Genomic DNA, 25,237 nt, shown 5'->3' with positions numbered 1-25,237 from the left:
CCCGATGAGCGAGCAGCTGCGAACGGTGTGGCTGGTCGACGGCGACGACCCGACGTTGGTCGCCGAGGCGGTCCGGGGCCTGGTCGACGACTTGGTCGGCGACGCCGACCGGTCGATGGCCCTCGAGGACCATCGGGGGGAGGAGGTCGACCTGGCCGCGGTGGCCGACGCGTGCCGGACCCCGCCGTTCCTCTCCGACCGTCGTGTCGTGGTGGTCCGAGACGTCGGGCGGTGGGGCACCGAGGAGCTGTCCCCGATCCTCGACTACCTGGAGGACCCCTTCGAGTCCACCGCACTGATCCTCGCCGCCGGCGGCGGTCGGCTGGCCCCGAAGCTGCTGGCGGCGGTGAAGGCCAAGGGCCACATCACCGGGACCGCGGTGTCGGGGCGGGAAGCCAAGGGATGGGTCAGGGACCGGATCAAGGCGTCCAAGGTCCGCCTCGACGGCGGTGCCGAGGCCCTGGTCGAAGCCCACCTCGGCGAAGACGTCAGCCGCCTCGGGTCGCTGCTCGAGGTGTTGGCCGCGGCGTACGGCGAGGGGGCCCGGTTGGGCGCCGCCGACATCGAGCCCTACCTCGGCGAGGCCGGTTCGGTCGCGCCGTGGGACTTCACCGACGCCATCGACAGCGGCCGGACCGAGGCCGCGCTGGAGTTGCTGCACCGGCTGATGGAAGCCGGCGAGCGCCACCCCCTCGTGATCCTGTCGATCCTGACCCGCCACGTGCAGGGGATGCTGCGCGTCGACGGCGACGACATCGTCACCGAGGCGCAGGCCGCGGCGGCTATGGGCCTGGCCAAGGGGCGCAGCACGTACCCGGCCAAGAAGGCGCTGGCGTCGGCTCGCCGCATGGGGCCTTCAGGGGTGGCCGAGGCGGTCGGCTTGGTCGCCGACGCCGAGGTGGCGCTCAAGGGGGGCACCGAGTGGCCGGCGGAGCTGGTCCTCGAGGTGCTCGTCGCCCGGCTGTGCCGTCTGGCCCGGGCCGGTGCCGGGGCCCGCCGGTGAGGCGGAGGTCGTGAGCGGCGCCTTCAGCGTCCTCGACTACATCGGGGCCGGCGGCGCGGCCGTGGTGGCCGGCGCCATCAACGGGATCGCCGGCGGGGGGACGCTGGTGTCGTTCCCTGCCCTGATCGCCATCGGGGTGCCGGCGCTGCCGGCCAACGTCACCAACACCGTCGCCTTGTCCCCCGGCTACCTGTCGGGAAGCCTGGCCGCCAGAGTCGACCTGCGGACGCAGCGGGCCCGGATCCGGCGGCTGGCGCCGTTCTCGGTGATCGGCGGTCTGGCCGGGGCGTTGCTGCTCGAAGTCACCCCGGAATCGACGTTCCGGGCGGCGGTGCCGTGGCTGGTGCTGGCCGCCTGCGCGTTGCTGCTGGCCCAAGACCGGGTCAGGGGGTGGGTGCTGGCCCGGTCGATGTCGGCCATCGACTCAGGCGACGACGCCGCGGCCGGCGACCCGCCCGGCCCGACCGGAAACGCGGTCGACACCGAAACCGCCACCGCCAGCCCGGCGTTGTGTGCCGCGGTGCTGGTGGCGTCGGTGTACGGCGGCTTTTTCGGAGCGGGTCTCGGGATCATGCTCCTCGCGGTCCTCGGCGTGTTTTGCGGCGACAGCCTGGTGCGGCTCAACGCGGTCAAGCAGGTCGTGTCGTTCCTGATCAACATCGTCGCTGCGGTGTGCTTTGCCATCACCGGTCACGTCCGCTGGCAGCTGGTCCCGATCATGGCCGTCGCCGCCCTGCTCGGCGGGGTGGTCGGTAGCCGCCTAGCGCAGCGGGTCAACCCGACCTTGCTGCGACGGGTCGTGGTCGTGTTCGGGGTGGCCGTGGCGATCAACTTCTTCGTGAGCTGATTCCCCGGCTCCGGCGCGCCTCGGCAGCGGCCGGTAAATCGCTGGATGACGATCCGGGCCGGCTGCTAGCTTCGCCGGCCCCCCGTTTTCCCCACCCTGTTAGGAGCGCGCCCGGTGACCGACGATGCCGACCTGACCGGCGAGCAGGCCTACCTCGACGCGGCCTACGAGCAGCTGGCCCGGATGCGGGCCCGTTCCGAGCACCTGCTGCACACCATGGCCGGCACCGACCCTGACCTCGAGTGGGCGCTCCTCCGCCGGGTCCGGGCCTTGGCCGACACCCCGCGGGCCCTCTGCTTCGGGCGTATCGACGCCGGCAACGGCGAGACTTGGTACATCGGACGGCGTCACGTCGAGGACGAGGAGGCCGACCCGGTCGTGGTCGAGTGGCGGGCGCCGATCGCCCTGCCGTTCTACCGGGCGGGGCGGGCGGATCCGATGGGCCTCACCCGCCGGCGGCAGTTCGTGGTCGACGGGCGGACCCTCCTGTCGATCGGCGACGACGTGTTCGCGGCGACACCCCGGGACGCCGCCGGGGACGGTCGTGACCTACGCGGCCGCGACGCCTTGCTCATCGAGCTGGAGCGGGCCCGCAGCGGCGAGATGATCGACATCGTCGCCACCATCCAGCCCGAACAGGACGAGGTCATCCGCTCCGCGGCGCCGGGCGTGCTGGCGGTCCAGGGCGGACCGGGGTCGGGCAAGACGGCGGTGGGGTTGCACCGGGCCGCGTTCTTGCTCTACGGCGACGACGCCATGGCCCGCGCCAACGTCTTGGTGGTGGGACCCAACCGGACGTTCCTGCGCTACATCGCCCAGGTGCTGCCGTCGCTCGGCGAGCACGCGGTGGTGCAGACCACCCTCACCGACCTGGTCCCCGAACTCGGCGGTGGAGCGGTGCCGCCGGAACCGGACGCGGTGACCGAGCGGGTCAAAGGCGACGGGCGCATGGCGACGGTACTGGCCCGGGCCTTGACCGCCCGGCGGACCCGCTCCGAGGAGGACCTGGCCGTCAACCTCGGCGTGCGCCGCCTGGTCGTGCCGGCGGCCGCCGTCGAGGCCGCGGTGGACCGCGTCGCCCGCCGGAGCCTGCCATGGTCCGACGGGCGCGACGTCCTTCGCGAGCAGCTCATCGGGCTGGTCGCCGAACGCTACGAGGAGGTCGCCGGCCCGCCGCCCGACGGATCCACCTTGGGATCGCAGATCCGCCGGTCCGACGGGCTGAAAGACGCCCTGGACCGCCGGTGGCCGAGCGTGGCGCCCGTCACCCTGGTCGCTGACCTGCTCGCCAAGCCGGCGGTGCTCGCCGCGGCCGCCGAAGGGCTGCTCTCCGGCGACGAGCAGGCCGCCCTCCGGCGCCGGCGGGGCCGGGCGTGGACGGCGTCGGACGGTCCCCTCATCGACGAAGCCAAAGATCTCATCGCCGGGCAGTCCCGCACCTACGGGCACGCCATCGTCGACGAGGCCCAGGACCTGTCGCCGATGCAACTGCGGATGCTCGCCCGTCGCTGCCCGTCGGGGTCGATGACCCTCCTCGGGGACCTGGCCCAGTCGGTCGGGGTGTGGGCCCGGCGGGACTGGCATGAGGTCGCGGCGTGGCTCCCGACGCCGGCCGGGGTGCGGGTGGTCGAGCTGCGTTACGGCTACCGCTCGCCGGGCCAGGTCCTCGAGCTGGCCGGCCGTCTCCTCCCCGAAGCCGCCCCCGACGTCACGCCCACCTTGGCCGTCAGGCCCGGTCGCAGCGCACCGCGGCGGGTGATCACCGAGGCCGGCGAGCTCCTCGACGCTGTCGTCGCCGAGACCGGCCGCCTGGCCGGCGAGTGGCCGACGGTGGCGGTCATCGTGCCTTCCCGCTTGGTCGACGAGGTCGTCGCAGCCCTGCGCGCCGGCATCGACGCCGCGGTTCGGGCGGACCCGCCCGGCCGCCCGGGCGGGTTCCGGGGGGGAGCCGACGCGGTGGGGGAGGCGGTGGCCGACGGGCTCGGCCGGCCGGTCACGGTCGTGTCGGCCGAGGCGGCCAAAGGCCTCGAGTTCGACGCGGTGGTGGTGGTAGAGCCGGAAGAAATCGCCGGGGAACGGACCGACCGGGCGTCAGGGCTGCGCCTGCTGTACGTGGCGCTCACCCGGCCGACCCAGCACCTGAGCATGGTGGCGTCCGCGCCCCTCCCCGAGGCCCTGGCCGGCTGAAGCGCCTGGCGGCCTGGGGGCGAGGGGCGCTGGCGGCGAGGGGCGCTGGCGGCCAGGAGCGAGGGCTGGCGGGCTGGTCGGCGCTCGCCGGGATGCGAGGTCGGGCAAGAGAGCCGCTGCCGGGCGCGCATCGAGCCCCCGGGTAGGAGGCTCGATCACGGAACTTCAGTTGTCGCGGGCGCCCGGCGAGCGGGCAGCAGTCAGGCTTCGGAGCTGTCGCCGGTCGCCGCGGCGGTCAGCGCGTTGATGCGCCGGACCAGGCGAGACTTGCGGTTGGACGCCTGGTTCTTGTGGATGATGCCGCGGGCGGCAGCCTTGTCGAGGCGCTTGACTGCGGTGCGCAGGTCCTCGACGGAGGTCTCGGCCCCAGTCTCGGCGGACGCCACGGCCCGCTTGATGTGCGTCTTCACCTCGGAGCGGGCCGCCTTGTTGCGCAGGCGGGCCTTCTCGTTGGTGCGGTTGCGCTTGATCTGGCTCTTGATGTTGGCCACAGACGTCCTACCGGTCAGTAAACGGAACCCGACGATCCTACCAGGCTCACCGGCGGCCGGGCAGGTCGGCCGCCGCCGCCCGGTAGCTGACGACCGCCTGGACCAGTACGTCGATGGCACCGTCGATGCTGAGGACGGTGGGGTCGAGGACCAGATGGTACAGCGACGTGTCGGTGGGATCGACGCGATACAGGCGCCGGACGTAGAGCGTCCGGGCCCGGTCGGTGTCGTCCATCCGAACCTTGGCCTCGTCGGTGGTGATGCCCTCGATCAGCGCGGCGCGCGCCAGGCGCCGTTTGGGCGGCCCGTCGAGACGGATGTGATAGGTCGCCGGCCGGCGGCGCAGGACCACGGCCCCGGCCCGCCCGAGCAGCACCCCGCCGCCGGCGCACAGCTGGGCGATCTCGGCCTCGGCCCGCTCGCGCAGCAGCTCGTTGTGGTCGACCAGGCTCTCGGGGGGCGCCATGGCGTTGGCGCCGGCCGCCCGGGCCAGGTACAAAAACAACCGGCTCCCGGGGGCCGCCTCTTCCTCCCGGTCGCTCAGCCCCTCCCCGACGGGGTCGGCGCTGCGGCCGGCCTGCTCGGCGGTGGTGGAGGAAACCAGGCGATCCAGCCACGGCACCTTCAGCCGCTCGGCCAGGAGCGGCGCGATGACGCTGCCCCCGGACCCGTAGCTGGCCGAAACAGTGACGACCAGCGGCGCCGTCTGTCCTTCTGCGTCGGTCCCGGTCATGCCGTCCTCCCCCTTGTCCCGCCCCCAGGGCGTTGCAGCGTAGGCCACTGCCGCCCCGGGTGCGCCAGACTGGTCTCCTTGCACCCCCCGAGGAACTGGAACTACCCGCTTTGAGCGACGCCGCACCCATGGACCGGATCCGCAACCTGAGCATCGTGGCCCACGTGGACCACGGCAAGTCCACGTTGTCGGACCGGATCCTCGAGCTCACCGGCGCAGTGGACGCCAGAGACATGCGCGAGCAGTACCTCGACTCGATGGACATCGAGCGGGAGCGGGGAATCACGATCAAGGCCCAAAACGTCAGGGTCGGATGGAAGGGCCACACCATCCACCTGATCGACACCCCCGGCCACGTCGACTTCGGCTACGAGGTCAGCCGCAGCCTGGCCGCGTGCGAGGGCGTGGTGCTGCTGATCGACGCCGCTCAGGGCATCGAGGCGCAGACCCTGGCCAACGCGTACCAAGCTATCGAGAACGACTTGGAGATCGTCTGCGCCCTCAACAAGATCGATCTGCCCGCCGCCGACCCCGACCGCTACGCCGCGGAGATCGAATCGGTGCTCGGCATCCCCGGCGACCAGATCATCCGGATGTCGGCCAAGACCGGGGTCGGGGTGACCGACCTGCTCGACGCCATCTGCGAGCGCATCCCGCCGCCCGCCGGCGACCCCACCGCGCCGCTGCAGGGATTGATCTTCGACTCTTACTACGACCAGTACCGGGGTGTGGTGAGCGCGGTGCGGATCATGCAGGGCGTGCTCCGCCCCGACGTCAAGCTCCGGTTCATGCAAGCCGGACGGACCCACGAGGTGGAGGAGGTCGGGGTCCGCACCCCGCTCAACACCCCCGTCGCCGCTCTCGGGCCGGGGGAGGTCGGCTACCTCATCGCCGGCATCAAAGACGTCGGAGAGGCCCGCTCCGGTGAGACCGTCACCGAGGCGGCCCGCCCTGCGGCCGCGCCGCTCGAGGGCTACCGGGACCCCAAGCCGATGGTGTTCTGCGGCCTGTACCCGGTCGAAGGCGACGACTTCGCCGACCTGCGGGAGGCGCTCGAGAAGATGCGCCTCAACGACGCGTCGGTGACCTACGAGCCCGAGACGTCGGGCGCGCTCGGTTTCGGGTTCCGCTGCGGGTTCCTCGGCCTGCTCCACATGGAGATCGTCCGGGAGCGCCTCGAGCGGGAATTCGACCTGGCCCTCATCGCGACCGCCCCGAGCGTCGAGTACCGGGCTCACCTGACCGACGGCGGCCAGGTGGAGGTCCACAACCCCTCCGAGATGCCGCCGCCCCAGAAGCTCGAGTCGATCGAGGAGCCGTTCCTCCAGGCCACGATCCTCTCGCCGACGGAGTACACCGGGACGCTCATGGACCTGTGCCAGTCGCGCCGCGGCGACATGGTCCGCATGGAGTACCTGTCCCCGGAGCGCCTCGAGCTGGTCTACCGGATACCGCTGGCCGAGGTGGTCATGGACTTCTTCGACGCGCTGAAGAGCCGGACCAAGGGATACGCCAGCCTCGACTACGAGGAAGCCGGTTGGGAGCAGGCCGACCTGGTCAAGATCGACATCCTGCTCAACGGCGTGCCGGTCGACGCCTTCAGCGCCATCGTGCACAAGTCGCAGGCCCAGGAGTACGGCCGGCGGATGACCGAGAAGCTGCGGGAGCTGATCCCCCGCCAGATGTTCGACGTGCCGATCCAGGCCGGTGTGGGGGGCCGCATCATCGCCCGGGAGACGGTCAAGGCGAAGCGCAAGGACGTCCTGTCCAAGTGCTACGGCGGCGACATCACCCGCAAGCGGAAGCTGCTCGAGAAGCAGAAGGAGGGCAAGAAACGGATGAAGAACATCGGGCGGGTCGAGGTCCCCCAAGAGGCGTTCATCCAGGCCCTCCGCCTCGAGGAGTAGGTCGACCGCCTCGAGGGGTAGCTCGACCCTGGCCGGTCAGGAACCGAAGGTGGTTTCGGCCACGACAGTGCCCGCGGCGTCGACCAGCCGAGCCCCGGTGATGCCGGACTGCACAGCCGGGGCCGGTGCCCCCCACCAGCCAGAGCCGTCGGTGAGGGAGAAGGTGCCTACGGTCGCCACGACCCGGTGGCCAGCCTCCAGCTCGCAGGTCACGCGGTCGTCTCCGGCGCCGACCGACACTCCCATGTACACGAACGGAGCCGTCCCGCCGTACAGGTAGGCGACGCCGACGGGCCGCCCGTCCGACACCAGCGTCCCGTGGCGGAGGACCCCTTGGTGGGTGCGGTGGGTGCCGGCGTCGTAGCCGACGCTCCCAGCCGCGATCGCGACGACCGCGGCCGCGGCCGCGGCCGCGGCCGCGGCGAGCATCGCCCGCCGCCGGCGGGGGCCCCGGACCGCCGCTGGCGGGCGGCTCCGAGCGATTCGCTCGAGGGTCCGGGTCTCGAAACCGGCGGGCGGCTCGACCGAGGGCACGGTCGCGATCAGCTCGTCGGCCACCTCGGTGTGACGGCGCAGCTCCTCGCGACACGCCTGGCAGCCCGAGACGTGGGCCAGGGCCTCGGCCCGCTCGCGACCGTCCAGGGCGCCGAGCGCCAGCTCGGGGGCCAACGAGCGCAGCTGGTTGCAGGTCGGCTCAGGCACGGGTGCTGCGCTCCGACTCCAGCGCCAGGCGCAAACGGCTCATGGCGGTGCGGATCCTGGTCTTCGCCGTCCCGAGCGGGATGCCCTCCGCGGCGGCGATCTCGGAGGCGGTCATGCCCACCAGGCCGGCCAAAACCACGGCGCGCCCCTGCTCGGCGGGGAGGGCCTTCAACGCAACTCGCATACGCTCGCCGGTGGCGACGCTCATGGCCTGATCCTCCGGGTTGTGACGAGAGCTGCAGAGGAGAAGCAGCTCGGAGGGGTCGACGGGCTGAGGCCGGCGCGTCCGGGACACGTCGATGGCCAGGTTGCGGGCGATGGTGGCCACCCACGTGCCCACGCTTCCCCGGCGGGGGTCGAACGTGGCCCCGTGCCGCCACGCCCGCTCGAACGTCTGCTGGGCGACGTCCTCGGCCAAACCGCTGTCGCCGAGGACAGCCACGGCCACGCCGAAGACCCGACCCTGGAACCGGCGGATGAACGCCACCGTCGCCTCGTCGTCACCCCGGGCCATGGCGACGAGGAGCGACTCGTCGGGCAGCGTGTCCACGGGGAGTCCAATGCGCCGCACACCACTACCTACGGGCGGGGGCGTCGCGCGGATTGGTCAATCCGCTGGCGGGGTGTGGACGTAGTTCGCAGTATGACCTCTCCTACCAGTCACCGTGCTCGCTTCCTCACCGGCGTGGGCGCCGCCGCGATGGCCCTGACCGTCGCGGCGTGTGGGTCGTCCTCGACCGCCGCCGGCCCCTCCGCGCCGGCCACGACCGCGGCGCCGGCGCCCGTCCCCGGCGACACCCTCACCGCCACGCTGAGCGATTTCCACATTGCGCTGTCGTCCCGGTCGGTGCCGGCCGGGACCTACACCATCAAGGTCAGCAACGCCGGCAACACCCTCCACGCCCTCGACGTTGCAGGGCCGGGCGGGACCGTCGCGGCGTCACCGTCGGTGCTGCCGGGACAGTCGACCACGGTCTCGGTCACGCTCCCTGCCGGCAGCTACCACCTGTACTGCCCGATCGCCAACCATCGGGCCATGGGGATGGACGTCGTCTTGACCGTCCAGGGGGGCGGAGGCGGGTCGACGGTCACGACCGTCGCCGGGAGCAGCTACTGAAGGTGCGCCAATCACCCGGCCCCGACGTTGGCGTTGCGCCGGATGGCTCGTAGCGTGAGCGGATGCCCCAACCGACGGTGATCTGGTGGGTCCGGCGGGACTTTCGGCTCCGGGACAATCCCGCCCTGGTCGCGGCTGGCCACGCCGGGTCGGTGCTGCCGGTGTTCGTGCTCGACGACGCCCTGTGGGCTCCGGCGGGCCCCGCCCGCCGGGCGTTCCTGGCCGGCTGCCTGGAGGACCTGCAGCGCTCGACCAACGGTGCGCTGGTGGTCTGCCACGGGGACCCGACCTCCGAGCTGGCGGCGCTGGCCCGCTCTACGGGGGCCGCCGCGGTGTATGCCGCCGCCGATTTCGGGCCCTACGGGCGCCGGCGCGACGACGCGGTCGCGGCCGCCCTCGAAGCCGGCCAGGTGGAGCTGCGCTGGGTCGGGTCCTCCTACGCCGTCGACCCGGGCAGCGTGGTCAAGGGCGACGGGACTGCGTTCAAGGTGTTCACGCCGTTCTCCCGGGCCTGGGCCGCGCACGGCTGGGACCGGCCCTTCCCCGGCCCGGTCGGTATCGGGTGGGCGGACGGCCCGGAGGGGAAAGGGATACCCGAGGCCCCGGCGCACGACGCCGAGCTGCCCACCGCCGGAGAGGAGGCCGGGCTGCGGCGGTGGGACCGGTTCCGGGACGGGGCGCTCCTCGATTACGACAAGCGGCGCGACAGCCCGGCCGGTGAGCACACCTCACGCATGTCCGCGTACCTGAAGTGGGGGTGCGTCCATCCCCGCACCCTGCTCGCCGACCTCGACGTCGCCCGCAAGGGAGACGCCGCGTTCCGCGCCGAGTTGTGCTGGCGGGAGTTCTACGCCGACGTGCTGTGGCACCAGCCCGGCAGCGCCCGGCGCGCCCTGCAGCCCCAGATGGCCGGCATGGCGCTGGACTCCGGGCCGCTCGCCGACGCCCACTTCCAGGCGTGGTCCCAGGGCCGCACCGGGTTCCCGATCGTCGACGCGGGCATGCGCCAGCTGCTCGCCGAGGGTTGGATGCACAACCGGGTCCGGATGATCGCGGCCAGCTTCCTCGTGAAGGACCTCCACCTGGACTGGACGCGAGGCGCCCGCTGGTTCATGGACCACCTGGTGGACGGGGACTTGGCGTCCAACAGCCACGGCTGGCAGTGGGTGGCCGGCACCGGCACCGACGCCGCGCCCTACTTCCGGGTGTTCAACCCCACCACCCAAGGCCAGAAGTTCGATCCCGACGGCGACTACGTCCGCCGCTACGTGCCCGAGCTGCGCGCCGTCGCCGGCAAGGCAGTGCACGAGCCGTGGGCGCAGCCCCTCCTCGCCGGCGGGTACCCGGAGCGGATAGTCGATCACAAAGAGGAGCGGGAGGAGGCCCTGGCCCGCTACCAGGCCGTCAGGCGCTGAGCAGTCGACCAACGCCGGCCGGCTACCACTGCAGCGCGCCGGCGACGACCTTGTCGACCTGGTCGGCCTCAACCAGGAACCCGTCGTGACCGGCAGCTGAAGTGATGATCTGCAGGGGGGGACCGCCGGGCAGGGCGGCCGCCAGCTGCTCTTGGAGGCGGAGCGGGTAGAGCCGGTCGGAGTCCACCCCCGCGACGGTGACCTTGGCGGTGACCCGGGCCAGCGCAGCGGCGACACCGCCCCGGTCCCGGCCCACGTCGTGGAGGTCCATCGCCCGCGACAGCGACAGGTAGCTGTTGGCGTCGAAGCGGGCCGCCAGCTTGAGGGCCTGGTGGTCCAGGTAGCTCTCGACCGCGAACCTGCCGCCAGCGAGCGGCGCCTCGCCGTCCTGGGCGTCGTGGCCGAAGCGGGCGTCGAGCTCCGGCTCGCAGCGATAGGTGATGTGCCCGATCCGCCGGGCGGTGCCCATCCCCCGCGCCGGCCCGGCGCCGGGCGGCGCGTCGTAGTAGTCGCCGCCGGCGAAGCCGGGGTCCAAGCGGATCGCCTGGGCCTGCACCGCGCACCACGCGATCTGCTCGGCGGTGGCCACCGGCCCGCAGGCCACGACCACCGCCCGCTCCAGCCGCTCCGGCGCGCCGACCGCCCACTCGAGGACCCGCATGCCGCCCATCGATCCGCCGACCACCGCGGCCCACCGGTCGATGCCCAAGAAGTCGGCCAGCGCCACCTCGACGGCCACCTGGTCGCGGATGGTCAGCGTCGGCCACGCCGACGCGTAGCGCCGGCCGCCGGTGGCCAACGACGCCGGCCCGGTCGTGCCCTGGCAGCCGCCGAGCACGTTGGGGCACACCACGAACCAGTCGGCCGGGTCGAGTGCGCCGCCGGGAGCGACGATCGCCTCCCACCACCCAGGCGACGGGTGGCCCGCTTCGACCGGCCCCGCCAGGTGGCTGTCGCCGGTGAGGGCGTGGAGGACCAGCACCGCGTTGGAGCCGTCGGGGCGCAGCGTCCCCCACGTCTCGTAGGCGACGGTGACCGGGCCGAGCGTCGCGCCGGCCTCCAGGCACAGCGGAGAATCGGCGAAGACCGTCGCCCACCGCCGCCGGCCCTCCGGGTCGCCCGGCTGCCACGCCCCCGACGCCGGGATCGCGTCCCACGGGTCCGCCGGCGCCTCTCCGGGGTCCGCCGGCGACTCCCGCCCGCCCGCCGGGCGCGTCGCGGCTCCGGGAGCGACGGGCCGGCCCGCCGGTGACACCCGGTCGTGGTTGGCGCCTGGCACGGAGCGCGAGACTTCAGCCCTTGGCGGCCCGGAAGCCGGCCTCGAGGTCGGCGAGGATGTCGTCGATGGTCTCGAGGCCTACCGACAGGCGGACCATGTCGGGGCTGACCCCTGTCGTGGCCTGCTCTCCCTCGCTCAGCTGGGAGTGGGTGGTGGTAGCGGGGTGGATGACCAAGCTGCGGACGTCGCCGACGTTGGCCAGGTGGCTGTGCAGCTCCAGCGCCTCGACGAAGGACCGGCCGGCGTCGGCGCCGCCTCGGATACCGAAGCTGAGGATGCTGCCGGCGCCGCGGGGCAGCAGCTGCTGGGCCCGGGCGTTCCACTTCGACGACGACAGGCCCGGGTAGGCGACCCAGTTGACCTCGTCGCGGCCCTCCAGGAACTCCGCGACTCGCTGGGCGTTGGAGACGTGGCGCTCCATCCGCAAGCTGAGCGTCTCCAGCCCCTGGATGAGTAGGAAGGCGTTGAACGGGGATATCGCCGCGCCCATGTCGCGCATCCCCTGCACCCGCGCCTTGGCGATGTAGGCCCCCGGCCCGAGGGCCTCCCAGTACTTGAGGCCGTGGTAGCTCGGGTCCGGCTCGGTGAACCCGGGGTGGCGGCCGCTGGCCCCGAAGTCGAACGTCCCGCCGTCGACGATCACCCCGCCGATGGCCGTGCCGTGACCGCCGATGAACTTGGTGGCCGAGTGCACCACGATGTCCGCGCCGTGGGCCAGCGGGTTGGCCAGATACGGGCTGGCCAGCGTGTTGTCCACGATCAGCGGGACCTGGTTGCGGTGGGCGACGCCGGCGAGCCCGGGGATGTCGAGGATGTCGCCTCGCGGGTTGCCGATGGTCTCGCCGTAAAGCGCCCGGGTGTTCGGGCGGATCGCGGCCTGCCAGGCGTCCAGGTCGTCGGGGTCCTCGACGAAGCTGACCTCGATCCCCAGCTTCGGGAGGGTGTAGTGGAACAGGTTGTACGTGCCGCCATACAGCGACGACGACGACACGATGTGGCTGCCGCTGTCGGCGAGGGTCAGGATCGCGAGCGTCTCCGCGGCCATGCCGCTGGCGGTGGCCAGCGCGCCGACGCCGCCTTCGAGGCTGGCGACGCGCTCCTCGAAGACCCCCTGGGTCGGGTTCATGATCCGGGTGTAGATGTTGCCCGGCTCGGTCAGCCCGAACAGCGCCGCCGCGTGGTCCGTGTCTCGAAAGACGTAGCTGGTCGTCTGGTAGATCGGAGTGGCCCGGGCCCCCGTGGTGGGGTCCGGCGAGGCCCCGGCGTGGATCTGGCGGGTCTCGAAGCCTCTGGCATCGTCGGTCACGGTGATCTCCTCACTTCGGCGGTCGCGGGGGCAGCCCCGAAACTCTACTGAACCAGTCGGGATTCGTCACGACCGACGCGGCCGGCCACGATGGAGAAAGGACGCCGGGCGCCGCTCACCCGGCCGCGGTGAGGGAGTCCACCTGCTCCTGGCTGAGCGTCACCGTCGCCGCCGCGCAGTTCTCCTCGACGTGGGCGACGGTCTTGGTCCCGGGGATCGGCAGCATGACCGGCGAGCGGGCCAGCAGCCACGCCAGCGCCACCTGAGACGGGCTGGCCCCGGTCTCCTTCACGATGTGGTCCACCGGGCCGCCCTGCTCGGCCAGCTTGCCAGAGGCGATCGGGAACCACGGGATGAACCCGAGCTGCTCCTTCTCGCAGTAGTCGAGCACGTCCTCGGACTGCCGGTTGGTGAGGTTGTAGAGGTTTTGCACCGTGGCGACCGGGATGACCTTGCGGGCCGCCTCGATGTCGGCCACCGACACCTCCGAGAGCCCGAGGGAGCGGACCTTGCCCTCGTCGAGAAGCTCCTTCATCACCCCGAACTGCTCCTCGGCGGGAACCTTGGGGTCGATGCGGTGCAGCTGCCACAAGTCGAGGCGCTCCACCCCGAGGCGGCGCAGGCTCATCTCGCACTCCTGGCGCAGGTACTCGGGGCGGCCCACGCTCAGCCACTCGCCGGGCCCGGTCCGGGTCAGCCCGGCCTTGGTGGCGATGATCAACCCGTCGGTGTAGGGGTGCAGCGCCTCCCTGATCAGCTCCTCGCTGACGTAGGGGCCGTACGAGTCGGCGGTGTCGATGAAGTCCACGCCTTGCTCGACCGCCCGGCGCAACACCCGGATGCACTCGTCGCGGTCCTTGGGCTCACCCCACACCCCGTCGCCGGTCAGCTGCATGGCTCCGTAGCCGAGGCGGTGGACCTCGACGTCGGCGAAACGGAACGTCCCAGAAGCGAGCACCGGGCGCGAAATGGTGTCTGAGGTGGCCATGACATCTCCTTGTCGTGTGGCGTGGGCCGGTTGAAGCGGCGAGCCGTCTTCGTCCGGCGGAAGCGGGAGGAGCCGGGCCGCGGCACGCGTGCGGGGGCGACCGACTGCTTTCCCCGAACGTTCTACCCACACCCAGACGGTTAGCGTCCGGGGATTCGCAGGCAGGGCCGGTAACCTGACCAGACGACAATGCTCGACGACCGCAAGTCCTCCATACTCCGCGCCGTGGTCGAGGAGTACATCCGGACCGCTCAGCCGGTCGGGTCCGCGCACGTCGCCGAACGGGCCGGGCTGCCGGTGTCGTCGGCCACCATCCGCAACGAGATGAGCGCCCTCGAGCGCGACGGCTACCTGGTGCAGCCCCACACCAGCGCCGGGCGGATACCCACCGACCGTGGGTACCGGTTCTTCGTCGACCACCTGGCCCCCAAGGGGCAGCTGCAGCCGGCGCAGAGCCAGCAGGTGCGGACGTTTTTCTCCTCCACCCACGGGGAGCTGGAGCGGATGCTGGCCGATACCAGCCGCCTGCTGTCGGCTCTCACCGACTACGCGGCCGTCGTCGTCGGGCCGTCCCACGAGCTGGCCTACGTCCGCAGCGTGCAGCTGGTCGGCCTCGGCGGACGGGTCGCGCTGGCGGTCGTCGTGCTCTCCAACGGCACGGTCGAGAAGCGATCGATCGAGATGGTGGAGGAGACCAACGACGTGACGCTGTCGGCGGCCTCGGTGCACCTGACCAAGTCCTTGACCGGGACCGTGTGGGGCGCGCCGGCGCCGGTCGCGCCCACCGGCGACCTCGCCGTCGACGGCCTGGTGGCCCGGGCCATCGGTTCCTTCGGGGCCGACGACGCTCAGGGCGGCACCGACAACGTGTTCGTCGGCGGGGCGTCGCGCATGGCGGTGGCCTTCGACGCGGTGGAGACCATCCGGCAGGTGCTGGGGATCCTCGAGCAGCAGGTGGTCGTGGTCGGGTTGATCTCCGACATCTTGGACCGCGGGCTGTCGGTGTCGATCGGAGCCGAGCACGGCGTGCCGTCTTTGGCGGACTGCTCGGTCATCGTCGCTCCCTACGACGTGGAGGGGGAGAGGGCCGGCTCCATCGGTATCCTTGGGCCCACTCGCATGGACTACCAGCAGGCCCTGGCGGCAGTCGCCGTGGTCAGCAAGCGGCTGGGCAGGGCGCTCAGCGAGGGCGCATAGCCCTCCGCACGGAACGGAAGAACGGATCACCCAGGTGGCTGACGACTACTACGCGGAGCTCGGCGTCTCCCGCACCGCCAGCGAGGCCGACATAAAAAAGGCGTACCTCCGCCTCGCCCGGGAGCTTCACCCCGACGCCAACGGCGGCGACCAGGCCACCGAGGAGCGGTTCAAGGCCGTCACCCGCGCCTACGAGACGTTGCGGGACCCGGAGCGGCGAAGGCAGTACGACATGTTCGGCGCGGACGGGCCGCGCGGCTCGGGCGCCGGCGACCCCTTCGCGGGCGGCGGGCTGGGTGACATCTTCGACGCGTTCTTCGGCGGCGGCGGCCCCTTCGGGGCTTCCGCGTCGGGTGGCGGCCGGGCCCGCAGCGGCCCCCGCCAAGGCGAGGACGCCGAGGCGGTGATCGACCTGGACTTTCGCGACGCGGTCTTCGGCACCGAACAGGAGATGCACATCCGGGTCCTGCAGCGCTGCAGCGTCTGCGACGGGAGCGGGGCGAAGCCCGGCACGTCCCCGGTGACCTGCTCGGTGTGCCACGGCGCAGGCGAGGTGCGCCGGGTCCGCCAGTCCATCCTCGGCCAGATGGTCACCGCCGGGCCGTGCCCGCAGTGCGGCGGTCTGGGCCAGGAGATCCCCGACAAGTGCACCAACTGCGCTGGCCAGGGCCGGATCCGAGGCGAGAGCAGCTTCGTGGTCGAGGTGCCCGCCGGCGTCGACACCGGCACCACGCTGCGCCTCCCCGGCCGCGGCGCGGCCGGCCCCCGCGGCGGGCCCAACGGCGACCTTTACGTCCACGTGCGGGTCAAGCCCCACCCGACCCTGACCCGATCCGAGTCCGACCTCCTCGCCGATCTGCACGTGCCGATGACGCAGGCCACCCTCGGCGCCCATGTGCCGTTCGAGACCATCGATGGCATCGAGGAGATCACCGTCGCCGGCGGCACCCAAAGCGGCAAGCAGGTCCGACTGCGAGGCAAGGGGGTGCCCCACCTGGGCCGTCACGGGCGAGGCGATCTCCTCGTCACGGTCGTGGTCGACACGCCCACCGAGCTGACCAAGACCCAGGAAGAACTGCTGCGGCAGCTGGCGGCAGAGCGCGGCGAGCAGGTCGCCGAGGCCGACGCGGGCTTGATGTCGCGCATCCGCGGCGCCTTCAAGTAGCCACCGCCGGCGCCGGTGGACCAGTCGCGCCGACAAGCGTCCGCCATGGTCGTCGTCGCGCCCGGTGCGCTGGCGGGCGACGACGTGGCCCTCGAACCCGCCGACGCGCACCACCTCGGGCGGGTTCTGCGGTTGCGGTCCGGGGAGCCGGTCGTGGCGTCCGACGGCCGCGGATCGTGGCGCCAGTGCGTCTACGCGCCGCCTGGAGGGCTGGATGCGACCGGTCCGGTAGTGAGCGAGAACCCGCCGGCGCCGGCCATCGCGGTGGGTTTCGTGCCGACCAAGGGTGACCGGCCGGAGTGGACCGTCCAGAAGCTCACCGAGCTCGGCGTCGACCGGATCGTGATCGTGTCGAGCGGCCGCAGCGTGGTGCGCTGGGACGGCGAACGAGCCGCCCGCCACCTGGCGAAGCTGCGCGAGGTGGCCCGACAGGCAGCCATGCAGAGCCGGCGGGTGTGGCTGCCGATCGTGGAGGGAGTAGCCGGGTTCGCTGACCTGGCCGCGGGGTCGTGGCCGGCGGGGTCGTCGCCGGCGGGTTCGGGGTCTGCGGTACTGCCGGCCGCTGTCGCGGTGGCCGGTGGCGGCGGACACCGCACCGCTTGGTCGCTGGCGGCACCAGGCGGGGAGGCGCCGGCGCTGGGGTCGGCCGCCTGCGGCGCGGCCGTCGGGATCCTGGTCGGGCCCGAGGGTGGGTGGACCCCAGAGGAGGAGTCGGTCGGGCTCCGAAAGGTCGGGCTCGGCGAGCTGGTGCTGCGAGCCGAGACCGCCGCGCTGGCCGCCGGCGCCCTGCTCGCCGGGCTGCGGGCCGGGCTGGTAGCTCCCGCAGGGTGAGCGTCACCCCGCCGGCGGCTCCGAGCGGATCCGGCTGCGGGCCGCGTCCTCGGCGGCGTCCTCTGCAGCCCCGCCAGCGATGACCGAGCCATTTGCGTCGAGACGGCCGAGGCGCTGCTCGACTCGGGCCATCGTGGCCTCGAGCCGCTCGAAGGAGCTGTCGAGGTCATCGGTGGTGGCCATCCCGGCGAGGGCCAGGCGGACCGACGCCAGCTCCCTGGCCAGGAACTCGGTGTCGGCCTGCGTGCGAGTGGCTACGTTGCGGTCGCGCTCGATGTTCTCCCGGTCCCGCTCGTCCTGGCGGTTCTGGGCCAGCAGGATCAGCGGGGCGGCGTAGGCCGCCTGGGTCGAGAACAGCAGGTTCAACAGGATGAACGGGTACGGGTCCCAGTGGTTGATGATCCCGACGCTGTTGAGGGCGATCCAAAACGCCACGATTACCGTCTGGATGGCCAGGAACCGGGCCGTGCCGAACAGCCGGGCGATGCCCTCCGAGAACCGTCCGAACGCCTCCGGGTCGTAGTGCGGTCCGAGCCGCACCGACGATCCCCTCGGCGTGGTGAGATCCTCGTGCCGGCGGATCCGCCTGGTGCCGATCCGGGCCATCAGCGGCTCCTCCGCCAGCCGACCGGCAGCGTCTGGTCCAACACGTCATCGACGGTCACCGCGCCGATCAGCCGCCCCGCCTTGTCACACACCGCCAACCCGATCAGGTTGTACGCCGCCAGGCGTTCCGCGACCTGCCGCTGCGGCAAATCGGCTTCGACGTAGCCGGCGTCGCGCACGCAGTTGCCAACCGTCTGCGACGGCGACTCGCGCAGCAGCCGCTGGAAGCCGACGACGCCCAGGTAGCGCCCGGTGGGGGTGGCGAAAGGCGGTTCGCACACGAACACCTGGGCCGCTACCGCGGCGCGGATCTCCTGGCGGCGGATGATGGCCAGCACTTCCGCGACCGCCACGTCCGGGCCGACGATCACCGGCTCGGGGGTCATGAGGCCTCCGGCGGTGGAGGCGTCGTAGCGCAACAGCCGCCGCAGCGACGTCGCGTCCTCCGGTTCGATCGCGTCGAGGAGGTCGGCACGGCGCGCCGGCGGCATGGCCGCCAGCAGGTCAGCGGCGTCGTCGGGCTCCATCTCCTCGATGACGTCCGCCACCCGGGACAGGTCCATGTCCTCGAGCAGCCGCACCTGTTCCTCTTCCGGGAGCTCCTCGAGGACGTCGGCCAGCTGCTCCTCGGGGATGGCGGCGGCGAGCATCGCCCGCCGGTCCGGCGCCAGGGCGTGGATCTCCGCGGCGACATCGGTCGGGTTGAGGTCGCGTAGCGCCGCGACCTGCGCGGCCAGCACGCCCCCCTCGAAGATCGAGCGGACTTCGTGCCAGTCCACCACCCGCCGGGTCCGGCGGTAGATCGCCCGTCCGCCGCCGAGCGCCACCTCGGCGACGTCCCACTCCCCGAGGTCCGAGCGACGGAGAGCGACGTCCATCACCGTCTCGCCGCCCACCCGCCGTCCGAGGATCTTGCTGACGAGCAGCTCACCCGGGCGGGCCCGGAAGTGGCGCAGATCGACGGTGCCGTGGCGCAGCCGCACCCCGCGGGAGTCGACCTCGCCGATCCGCCCGGTGTTGACGAAGATCCGGCGGCGCTGGACCTCGGCGACGAAGCCGAGGACGTGAGGAGGCGCGGTGCTGTAAGCCGGCGCGATCAAGATGTCGTCGACCCGGCCCAGAGCGACGCCGTTCTCGTCGGTCAGGCCGAGGCGCAGCAGGCGGCCGGCGAATATGCGGTCCTCGGCCACGGTGGGCAGGGTACTCACCCACGCGCTGGAGGGCGCCGGCTACCTCGCGTTGGTGAAGACGTCCGGCCCGAACGTCGAGGTCACCGACGCGGCCTCGCCGAGCCTGGGCAGGCCGAAGATCTTCTCGTCGGTGGCGAGCGTCGAGTAGTGGTTGTACGCGGCGGCGGTCGTCGTGCCGCCCTTGATGTAGGGCGACAGCAGCACCGCTCCGACCTTTCCGCCGCCGAGACCGGTGATGCCCGGCAGAAGGCTGGCGACCGTCGGACCCTCCCCGCAGCACGCGGAGCTGTCGGATTGCGGACCATCGGACTCGTCAAAGGTGATCTCGATCAGCCCGCCGCGCTTGTACGCCGGCGACGCCATGATCTTGGGCACCCAGGTGCTGAGGAACGAGTCGATGTCGTCGAGCGCCGATGTTCCGCCGGTGGTGTTGACGCACGGGTAGTCGTGACCGTCTGCGCACAGGTTGGGGGTGATGAACGAGTACGCCGGTGTCGTCGACGCTCGCTGCAAGTCGGTGGCCAGCCCGGTCTCGCCGGCCAGGGCCGCGGCCGGCATGGTGCCGTCCGGCGCGCCCATCGCCACCACGTGGGCGTCGCAGTAGGTCGGATAGTCGATGACGGAATGGAAGTAGACGAAGGGGTCGTGTCGGGCCGCGTACCCGTCACCGGCTACCGCCTTCTGGGTTCCGTCGATCGAGTTGATCGACGGGTGCCCGCACGCGGCGGTCTCCCGGTTGGGGTCGTTGCCCATGTCCTGCTCGTAGGCCTTCCAGGTCAGGCCCTTGCGGGTGAGCTGGTTGCCGATGTTGGCGATGGTGTCGGGGTAGACGCAGCCGGCTCCGGTCTGAATGCCGTTGAGGGCCCCCAAAGTCAAGAAGTCGCTGTACACCTGACAGTCGAGCTGGGTTTCGGGGTTGGGGGGTTGCCCCGACACCATCGCCAGGTAGTTGTCGTTGCTCTCGTGGCCGACCCCGTAATAGTTGGGGACCAGCGCTCCCATGGCGGGAAGGGTCTGGGCCAGGTACGGGTCGGCGGACGGGTTGCCGAACGTCGAGGCGTAGTCCTGGTTTTCCAGGACGATGTTCCACACGTGGGTGATCGGCGGCAGCCCCGAAGCGGTCGCGGCCGGGGCGGCGACGGCGCGGGTAGCGGGCGCGGCCGCCGCGGGCCCGGCGGTGGCGGCGACCAGTGCGGTCGCGGCGCTGGCCAGCGCGGCGGCGCGTCGGGATCGGCGAGAGGTACGGGTCACAGTGCTCCCTCCAGGGTGCTCAGCATCTCGGGCAGGTAGTCCAACGGTCGGGCCAGCTGCGGCGGCGAGGCCAGCGCCGGCACCTTCGGGTCGAGGAAATCCATCACTGTCCGGGCGTTGGCATCCCGGTAAGTGAGAGCCGGCAGGTTCCACTTGGCCTCGATGGTCGCCAGGACCGAGGTGTGGTCGTGGACGACGTTGGTCGTGCCGCCCGGCTTCGAGTACGGGGAGGCGACGATCGCCGGCACCCGGGGTCCGTAGATGTTGTAGCCGCCGGGCACGTCGGTCGGGGCCAGGCTGGGCGCGATGGCATCAGGGGCCACCGCGGCCGGCGGCGGCACGTGGTCGTAGTAGCCGCCGTGCTCGTCGAAGGTGTAGACGAGCAGCGTCCGGGGCCACGCCGGCGAGTGCAGGACGGCGTTGACGACCTGGTACGCCCAGTTCTCCCCGTAGCTCATGTCCTGGGGGTTCTCCTCGTCGCCCCCGAGGGTCGAGATGTAGTCGCCCAGTCGGGTGACCCCGGGGACCTGCGACAGCGGGCCGCCGACCTCGCCGAGCACCCCGAACTCGGGGTCGACGAAGCTCACCGCCGGCAGCGTGCCGAGCGCGCAGTCGAGGAAGAACTGCGCAACCGGCGACAGGTTGCCCGGGTACTTGGTGATGATCGACGGGATGATCGCGGTCTGCGGCAGATCGGTGTAGTAGTTGCGCCAGCTGACGCCGTAGGCGTGCAGCCGGTCGAAGATCGTCCCGTTCGGGGGCGGGGTGAAGTTGATCGACGCCAGGTCGGTCGAGATGTTCCCGTACGCCGTGCCGGCCATCAGGAACCGGCGGTTGGGGTAGGTCTGGCACGGCGCGGAGCAGAACCAGCGGTTGCCCACCGTGAACTCCTTGGCGAAGGAGTAGGCGAAAGGCAGCACCTCGGGACCGTAGTAGCCCATGGCCTGCGTCGAGCCGCGATTGCCGGTGATGAACCCGTCCATGCGCCCGTGGTCGATCTGGGCGTGGGTGCTGTTCCAATCCTGGGACACGTCGGGTCCCTGCGCGGTGCTCGGGAACGGGTACACGGTGACCGGGCCCGTCGGCGACGGGTTCGAGTTGACCGGGCGCCCGGCGCGCAGCGTGAATCCGTCGGCGCGGGGTCGTCCCACCGCGGGCAGCATGCCGAGGTAATTGTCGAAGGAGTGGTTCTCCATCATCACCACGACGATGTGATCGAAGGGCATGGTGGGGTCGAGCGTGCCGGCCGGCCGGCGCGGATCCCACAAGCTGTCGGGTTGTCGGAGGGGGGCGGCGCCGGCCGGCCCGGCCAGCGGGCCGAGCGCCAGGCCGCCAGCGGCGGCGACGGCAGCGGCGCCGCCCAAGCGGAGGAATTCGCGTCGTGAGTAGGCCACGCCGGGACTGTTCCGCTCCTCCCGTCCGCCCTCCTGCCACGCCGGAGTGAACTGGGGGCGAACAGTCGGTGAGAACCGAGACCCCCGTCACATCCTGGCTGGGCGGTCTCGTCGCGATTCGAGATCGTCGCGGCGCGCTGCGGCCTCAAAAGCCGGTAGCGGTAGTGACGCCGGCGTCAATCGAGCGCCGCCGCCAGCGGTCCAACCCCTCCGGGAGAACGGCTTGGTCTTGCGCGCTGGCCACGCTCACCACGACGACCCGTCCCGCCAGGCGGGCCTGCTGGCGGAGGGCCAGGCGCCACCCCCACGACTCTGGGCTGCTGCTCTCGGGGGTGGTGGCGTCGCCGCCCGCGTCTTCGACCAGCGCAACCACGCCCGAGCCGTCGAGCACCCGGCCGGCCTCGTTCCAGAGCGAACCGAGCGACTCGGCCAGGCCTCCTCCAGCGCCGACCGCCCGGTTCCACGGCGGGTTGGTCACGATCGCGGCGCTCACGGCTGCCCCGCCGGCTTGTGGGGAGAAGAGGCCGGCGCCGTCTCGCACGGGTAGAGCGGCGTCTCGCATGGGTAGGGCGGCGGCGTCTCGCATGGGTAGGGCGACGGCGTCTCGCAGGGGTAGGGCGGCGGCGTCGGCCCGCACCAGCCCGACCGCCGACGCGCAACGGGCTCGGGCGGCGTTGACACCGGAGTTGCGGACACGGCGCGGGTCGAGATCGGCGCCGATCGCAACCGCGCCGGATGTCGCGGCTTCGATGAGGATGGTGCCGTCCCCGCAGCACGGGTCGATGACCAGCGGCGGCGAGCCGGCCAGGCGGACCAGCGCGGCGGCGACCGGCGGATGGAGCGTCCCAGGTCCCGTCGCCACCTTCCAAGGCCGCCGGTGCAGGGGCTGGGATCCCAGCCTGAACAGCACCTCGGCCCGGTCGCCGGTGACGGCCACCCGCAGGCTGAACCCGGTCGCCGGGGGGGGACCGTCCCGCCTCGAGACGTAGGCGGCGGAAAGGATCCGCCCGACCTCGGCGCCGACCGCGTCCTCCACGTCGTAGCGGTTGTAGCGGCGGCTCCCGCCCAGACTCACCACGACATCGAGCAGCGGCTCGGTGCCGGCGGAACGGCGGGCGCGCCGCAGCGCGTCCAAGGCACCGGCCAGGTCGAGCCGGGTGACGGCCCGGGCCAACTGGGCCGGCGCTTTCCGGTCGGTTCCCACGCCCCGCACCGCCCCGGCCCGGAGGAACACGTCGTCGACGGTGCGCAGGGTGGCGGCGGCGGCCGCCTCCTCGCCGGGCATGGTGAAGTTGACCTGGCGGACGGCGAGCTCCAAGCGGCGGGCGCCGGGGAGCGCGGTCTCGATCTCCTCGGCGGCGACCCACTCCAGGCCCCGGACGGTCCTGGCTGCCAGGCCGACGATGGGTGGCATGCGGCGACGCTAGCCGCCGGCTTACCGGAACGGTATCTCATCGCACTTCATGATCTAATCGACTGCCGGCATGCGGCCGTGCGCCGAACCCCAGGAGGGCCCGGCGGGTCGCAGAGCCGACCGGCGGGCCTAATAGCTGTCGGTTTGGAAGACTGTTCGGGTGGACGGGCGGGACCGGGTGCGGGCGTGGCGGCCGCGGGTCGCCGGGGTCGCCGAGGTGCTCCACGCCGAGTGGCGTGATCATGCCTATCCCGGCCACACCCACGACACGTGGACGCTGCTGCTCGTCGATGACGGGTTGATCGGCTACAACCTCGATCGGCGCGCCCACGCCGCCGTCCCTCGCGCCGGGGTCACGCTGCTGCCGCCCCACGTGGTGCACGACGGAAGACCGGCGACATCTCGAGGGTTCCGCAAGCGGGTGGTGTATCTCGACGGGGACGTGTTTGCCGAAACCTTGATCGGCTCGGCGGCCGACGGGCCGATGATCTCAGACGACCGTTTGCGGGTCGAGTCGTCGCTGCTGGACCAAGCCTTGGTGCTCGGGGAGGACCTCGAGGCCGAGAGCCGCCTGGCGCTGGTCGTCGAGCGGCTGGCCTGGCACCTGACCGGCCGCCCCGATGCGACCGTGGCGCAGGACCGCGCGCAGATGGCGGTCGCCCGTCGTGCTCGCGAGGTCCTGGACGACGATTCAGGGTCGCTCAGCAGCATTGCCGCAGTGGCGCAGACCGTTGGGGTGAGCACCGCTCATCTCGTGCGATCGTTCACTCGTAGCTACGGTATCCCGCCGCACCAGTACGTGCTGGGGCGGCGTCTGGATGTCGCTCGGCGTCGGCTGCTCGCCGGGGAGGCGCCCGTCGATGTGGCGCTAGCCACGGGCTTTCACGATCAGTCGCACCTGACACGCCACTTCAAAAGGCTGCTCGCGATTACGCCGGGCCGCTACCAACGTGGGGTGACCTCGAGCCACGGTGGGTGAGGCCAAGGTGGTGAGGCCGACCGGATCAAGTATGTACAAGACCCACAGCAACGGCGTGTGGTGGGCTGCTCTGGTGAATTCAGACCCGCTGGTGCCCCCGTTTGCGAGCAAGATCGCGGTCGTCATTCGTGACGACCTAGAGAGTTGGCAGCGCCTAAACGTGACCGCTTTCCTGATCAGCGCGGTCAGCGCCGCGCACCCGGAGCTGGTAGGCGCGGACTACGAGGACGCCGACGGGCAGCGGTATCTGCGGATGCTCGGCGTTCCGGTTCTGGTCTTCGAGGGCACCGGCGAGACGCTGGCCGCCGCCCGCTCCCGTGCCGTGCAACGGGAGCTGCCGGTGGCCGTCTACACGAAGGACATGTTCGCCACTGGCCACGACGCCGACAATCGCGCTGTGGTTCGTGCCGTCCCGGGAGGCGAACTCGACCTGGTCGGGATCGGTTTGCACGGCCCGAAGAACGCGGTGGACAAGGTGATCAAAGGCACTCGGCTGCACCGTTGAGACCAGACCCGCTGCCACGGGCGTGTGGCCGGGGGGTTGCGGCGATCGCCGGTCGGTCGCCGGGGTGGCCCCTCTATCGGAGCGCAAGGCCGGAAGGCGAGCGGATGGCAGGGTTGTGATAACGGAAATTTGACCAATTTGCCCTTGCCTGATGCCGTGGCCTCTGGATACCTTTCATGTCGGGAGCCGTCGGACGTGGTTCGGAGGCGGGCGAGATGAGTGTGGTGTCGGCGCAAGCGGTGTCGCCGCTGCGACAGATCGAGCAAGCGGTGCAAGAGCGCGCCAAACGGATGGCGCTCGACATGAGCGGCCCCGCCGGCACCAACGCGTTGCGGGACCTGGTCGACGACGAGTTGGAGCAGTGGCACCTGGAGTTCCAGCGGGGACGCCGGGATATGGACGTCGCCGAGCCGGAGCGAGCCGCCGAGCGGGCGCTGCGCAACCTAACCGGCTACGGGCCGCTCCAGCCGCTCCTCGACGACCCCGACGTCTGGGAAATCATGATAAATGCCCCTGATGTCATTTTCTGCAAAAGGCACACGGGGCGCTCCGGCTATCACGACGAGAGCTTTCACGACGACGAGCACCTCCAGCGGGTGCTGACCAAGATCCTCGACGACGCCAGCCGAAGCCACCGCAAGTTGGACCCGGCCGAAGGGCTCCAAGACGCCCAGCTCGACACCGGCGCCCGGCTGCACATCGTCCACTCCGACATCGGTCGAGACGGGCA

At 71.8% G+C, this 25,237-nt stretch carries 23 protein-coding genes and 1 pseudogene; 12 read left to right on the top strand and 12 right to left on the bottom strand.

Annotated elements, in window-relative coordinates; genetic code table 11:
* The first annotated feature begins 4 nt into the window (after positions 1 to 4).
* The 3 genes from holA (at position 5) to K6U06_RS23365 (ending at position 4,037) form a co-directional block, all read left to right on the top strand.
* The gene (holA, locus tag K6U06_RS23375; RefSeq protein ID WP_262324399.1) at positions 5 to 1,003 is read left to right on the top strand and encodes a DNA polymerase III subunit delta; all 999 of its coding nucleotides are present in this window, start codon (positions 5 to 7) and stop codon (positions 1,001 to 1,003) included.
* A 10-nt stretch (positions 1,004 to 1,013) separates the two neighbouring features.
* A complete protein-coding gene (locus K6U06_RS23370) occupies positions 1,014 to 1,850 on the top strand; it encodes a sulfite exporter TauE/SafE family protein (protein ID WP_262324398.1) in 837 nt (278 codons plus the stop codon).
* Positions 1,851 to 1,964: 114 nt separating this feature from the next.
* On the top strand, positions 1,965 to 4,037 hold the full coding sequence (locus tag K6U06_RS23365) for a HelD family protein (RefSeq protein WP_262324397.1): 2,073 nt from the start codon (positions 1,965 to 1,967) through the stop codon (positions 4,035 to 4,037).
* Positions 4,038 to 4,237: 200 nt separating this feature from the next.
* Here K6U06_RS23365 and rpsT read toward each other — a convergent pair whose 3' ends face one another.
* Both rpsT and K6U06_RS23355 read right to left on the bottom strand, forming a co-directional pair.
* Entirely contained in the window at positions 4,238 to 4,528 is a 291-nt protein-coding gene (rpsT, locus tag K6U06_RS23360) for a 30S ribosomal protein S20 (protein WP_262324396.1), read from the bottom strand.
* Between the two features lie 46 nt (positions 4,529 to 4,574).
* Positions 4,575 to 5,261, bottom strand: a complete 687-nt coding sequence (locus tag K6U06_RS23355) for an AAA family ATPase (RefSeq protein ID WP_262324395.1) — start codon at positions 5,259 to 5,261, stop codon at positions 4,575 to 4,577.
* A 128-nt stretch (positions 5,262 to 5,389) separates the two neighbouring features.
* Here K6U06_RS23355 and lepA point away from each other — a divergent pair, with 128 nt between their 5' ends.
* Entirely contained in the window at positions 5,390 to 7,168 is a 1,779-nt protein-coding gene (lepA, locus tag K6U06_RS23350; protein WP_262324414.1) for a translation elongation factor 4, read from the top strand.
* 36 nt (positions 7,169 to 7,204) lie between these two features.
* On the opposite strand, the gene K6U06_RS23345 is transcribed toward lepA, so the two are convergent.
* Positions 7,205 to 7,870 (bottom strand): zf-HC2 domain-containing protein, encoded by a 666-nt coding sequence (locus K6U06_RS23345; protein ID WP_262324394.1) that lies wholly within the window; start codon positions 7,868 to 7,870, stop codon positions 7,205 to 7,207.
* Positions 7,863 to 8,420 (bottom strand): RNA polymerase sigma factor, encoded by a 558-nt coding sequence (locus tag K6U06_RS23340; protein ID WP_262324393.1) that lies wholly within the window; start codon positions 8,418 to 8,420, stop codon positions 7,863 to 7,865. Before K6U06_RS23340 ends, K6U06_RS23345 begins: the two co-directional genes overlap by 8 nt.
* A 93-nt stretch (positions 8,421 to 8,513) precedes the next feature.
* Here K6U06_RS23340 and K6U06_RS23335 point away from each other — a divergent pair, with 93 nt between their 5' ends.
* Positions 8,514 to 8,987: a hypothetical protein gene (locus K6U06_RS23335; protein WP_262324392.1), complete on the top strand. Its 474-nt coding sequence runs from the start codon at positions 8,514 to 8,516 to the stop codon at positions 8,985 to 8,987.
* Between the two features lie 62 nt (positions 8,988 to 9,049).
* Positions 9,050 to 10,402: a cryptochrome/photolyase family protein gene (locus tag K6U06_RS23330; protein ID WP_262324391.1), complete on the top strand. Its 1,353-nt coding sequence runs from the start codon at positions 9,050 to 9,052 to the stop codon at positions 10,400 to 10,402.
* Positions 10,403 to 10,424: 22 nt separating this feature from the next.
* Here K6U06_RS23330 and K6U06_RS23325 read toward each other — a convergent pair whose 3' ends face one another.
* The 3 genes from K6U06_RS23325 to K6U06_RS23315 form a co-directional block, all read right to left on the bottom strand.
* Positions 10,425 to 11,549, bottom strand: a complete 1,125-nt coding sequence (locus K6U06_RS23325; protein ID WP_410051138.1) for a homoserine O-acetyltransferase — start codon at positions 11,547 to 11,549, stop codon at positions 10,425 to 10,427.
* 145 nt (positions 11,550 to 11,694) lie between these two features.
* Positions 11,695 to 12,987 (bottom strand): bifunctional o-acetylhomoserine/o-acetylserine sulfhydrylase, encoded by a 1,293-nt coding sequence (locus K6U06_RS23320; RefSeq protein ID WP_262324389.1) that lies wholly within the window; start codon positions 12,985 to 12,987, stop codon positions 11,695 to 11,697.
* Positions 12,988 to 13,102: 115 nt separating this feature from the next.
* Positions 13,103 to 13,975, bottom strand: coding sequence for an aldo/keto reductase (locus tag K6U06_RS23315; protein ID WP_262324388.1), 873 nt, complete (start codon positions 13,973 to 13,975; stop codon positions 13,103 to 13,105).
* A 189-nt stretch (positions 13,976 to 14,164) separates the two neighbouring features.
* Between K6U06_RS23315 and hrcA the strand changes: the two genes are divergently transcribed.
* Genes hrcA through K6U06_RS23300 form a run of 3 tightly spaced genes read left to right on the top strand, consistent with a single transcriptional unit; the run spans position 14,165 to position 17,168 of the window.
* Positions 14,165 to 15,172 (top strand): heat-inducible transcriptional repressor HrcA, encoded by a 1,008-nt coding sequence (hrcA, locus tag K6U06_RS23310; RefSeq protein WP_262324387.1) that lies wholly within the window; start codon positions 14,165 to 14,167, stop codon positions 15,170 to 15,172.
* Between the two features lie 34 nt (positions 15,173 to 15,206).
* Positions 15,207 to 16,337, top strand: coding sequence for a molecular chaperone DnaJ (gene dnaJ, locus K6U06_RS23305; protein ID WP_262324386.1), 1,131 nt, complete (start codon positions 15,207 to 15,209; stop codon positions 16,335 to 16,337).
* Between the two features lie 45 nt (positions 16,338 to 16,382).
* Positions 16,383 to 17,168, top strand: coding sequence for an RsmE family RNA methyltransferase (locus K6U06_RS23300; protein WP_262324385.1), 786 nt, complete (start codon positions 16,383 to 16,385; stop codon positions 17,166 to 17,168).
* Positions 17,169 to 17,171: 3 nt separating this feature from the next.
* On the opposite strand, the gene K6U06_RS23295 is transcribed toward K6U06_RS23300, so the two are convergent.
* The 5 genes from K6U06_RS23295 to K6U06_RS23275 all read right to left on the bottom strand — a co-directional run bounded on the left by K6U06_RS23295 (position 17,172) and on the right by K6U06_RS23275 (position 23,023).
* Positions 17,172 to 17,774: a DUF1003 domain-containing protein gene (locus K6U06_RS23295; RefSeq protein ID WP_262324384.1), complete on the bottom strand. Its 603-nt coding sequence runs from the start codon at positions 17,772 to 17,774 to the stop codon at positions 17,172 to 17,174.
* Positions 17,774 to 18,964 carry a magnesium transporter MgtE N-terminal domain-containing protein gene (locus K6U06_RS23290; protein ID WP_262324383.1) on the bottom strand — a complete coding sequence of 397 codons (1,191 nt, stop codon included), beginning with the start codon at positions 18,962 to 18,964 and terminating at the stop codon, positions 17,774 to 17,776. Before K6U06_RS23290 ends, K6U06_RS23295 begins: the two co-directional genes overlap by 1 nt.
* 39 nt (positions 18,965 to 19,003) lie before the next feature.
* Positions 19,004 to 20,215, bottom strand: a complete 1,212-nt coding sequence (locus tag K6U06_RS23285) for an alkaline phosphatase family protein (RefSeq protein ID WP_262324382.1) — start codon at positions 20,213 to 20,215, stop codon at positions 19,004 to 19,006.
* Positions 20,212 to 21,609, bottom strand: coding sequence for an alkaline phosphatase family protein (locus K6U06_RS23280; RefSeq protein WP_262324381.1), 1,398 nt, complete (start codon positions 21,607 to 21,609; stop codon positions 20,212 to 20,214). The genes K6U06_RS23285 and K6U06_RS23280 overlap by 4 nt, the downstream gene beginning before the upstream one ends.
* A gap of 145 nt (positions 21,610 to 21,754) precedes the next feature.
* Positions 21,755 to 23,023, bottom strand: a complete 1,269-nt coding sequence (locus K6U06_RS23275) for a hypothetical protein (RefSeq protein ID WP_262324380.1) — start codon at positions 23,021 to 23,023, stop codon at positions 21,755 to 21,757.
* A gap of 217 nt (positions 23,024 to 23,240) precedes the next feature.
* Between K6U06_RS23275 and K6U06_RS23270 the strand changes: the two genes are divergently transcribed.
* The 3 genes and pseudogenes from K6U06_RS23270 to K6U06_RS23260 all read left to right on the top strand — a co-directional run.
* On the top strand, positions 23,241 to 24,002 hold the full coding sequence (locus tag K6U06_RS23270; RefSeq protein WP_262324379.1) for a helix-turn-helix transcriptional regulator: 762 nt from the start codon (positions 23,241 to 23,243) through the stop codon (positions 24,000 to 24,002).
* Positions 24,003 to 24,033: 31 nt separating this feature from the next.
* A complete protein-coding gene (locus K6U06_RS23265; RefSeq protein WP_262324378.1) occupies positions 24,034 to 24,507 on the top strand; it encodes a DUF2000 domain-containing protein in 474 nt (157 codons plus the stop codon).
* 215 nt (positions 24,508 to 24,722) lie between these two features.
* Positions 24,723 to 25,237 (top strand): annotated as a pseudogene (locus K6U06_RS23260) (hypothetical protein); the annotation flags it as partial.

Origin of the sequence: Acidiferrimicrobium sp. IK, assembly GCF_025499425.1 — a bacterium.
Classification (GTDB): Bacteria; Actinomycetota; Acidimicrobiia; order Acidimicrobiales; family Palsa-688; genus Acidiferrimicrobium.
The sequence above is the reverse complement of the archived record's forward strand: the minus strand, read 5'-3'. Positions and strand labels throughout refer to the sequence as shown.

Bases quoted from the DNA above. Each gene is read 5' to 3' on its own strand.
- K6U06_RS23315 (WP_262324388.1), bottom strand. From the start codon at position 13,975: ATGGCCACCTCAGACACCATTTCGCGCCCGGTGCTCGCTTCTGGGACG.
- K6U06_RS23295 (WP_262324384.1), bottom strand. From the start codon at position 17,774: ATGGCCCGGATCGGCACCAGGCGGATCCGCCGGCACGAGGATCTCACC.
- K6U06_RS23300 (WP_262324385.1), top strand. From the start codon at position 16,383: ATGGTCGTCGTCGCGCCCGGTGCGCTGGCGGGCGACGACGTGGCCCTC.
- K6U06_RS23265 (WP_262324378.1), top strand. From the start codon at position 24,034: ATGTACAAGACCCACAGCAACGGCGTGTGGTGGGCTGCTCTGGTGAAT.
- K6U06_RS23275 (WP_262324380.1), bottom strand. From the start codon at position 23,023: ATGCCACCCATCGTCGGCCTGGCAGCCAGGACCGTCCGGGGCCTGGAG.
- K6U06_RS23330 (WP_262324391.1), top strand. From the start codon at position 9,050: ATGCCCCAACCGACGGTGATCTGGTGGGTCCGGCGGGACTTTCGGCTC.
- holA (WP_262324399.1), top strand. From the start codon at position 5: ATGAGCGAGCAGCTGCGAACGGTGTGGCTGGTCGACGGCGACGACCCG.
- lepA (WP_262324414.1), top strand. From the start codon at position 5,390: ATGGACCGGATCCGCAACCTGAGCATCGTGGCCCACGTGGACCACGGC.
- K6U06_RS23335 (WP_262324392.1), top strand. From the start codon at position 8,514: ATGACCTCTCCTACCAGTCACCGTGCTCGCTTCCTCACCGGCGTGGGC.
- K6U06_RS23355 (WP_262324395.1), bottom strand. From the start codon at position 5,261: ATGACCGGGACCGACGCAGAAGGACAGACGGCGCCGCTGGTCGTCACT.
- hrcA (WP_262324387.1), top strand. From the start codon at position 14,165: ATGCTCGACGACCGCAAGTCCTCCATACTCCGCGCCGTGGTCGAGGAG.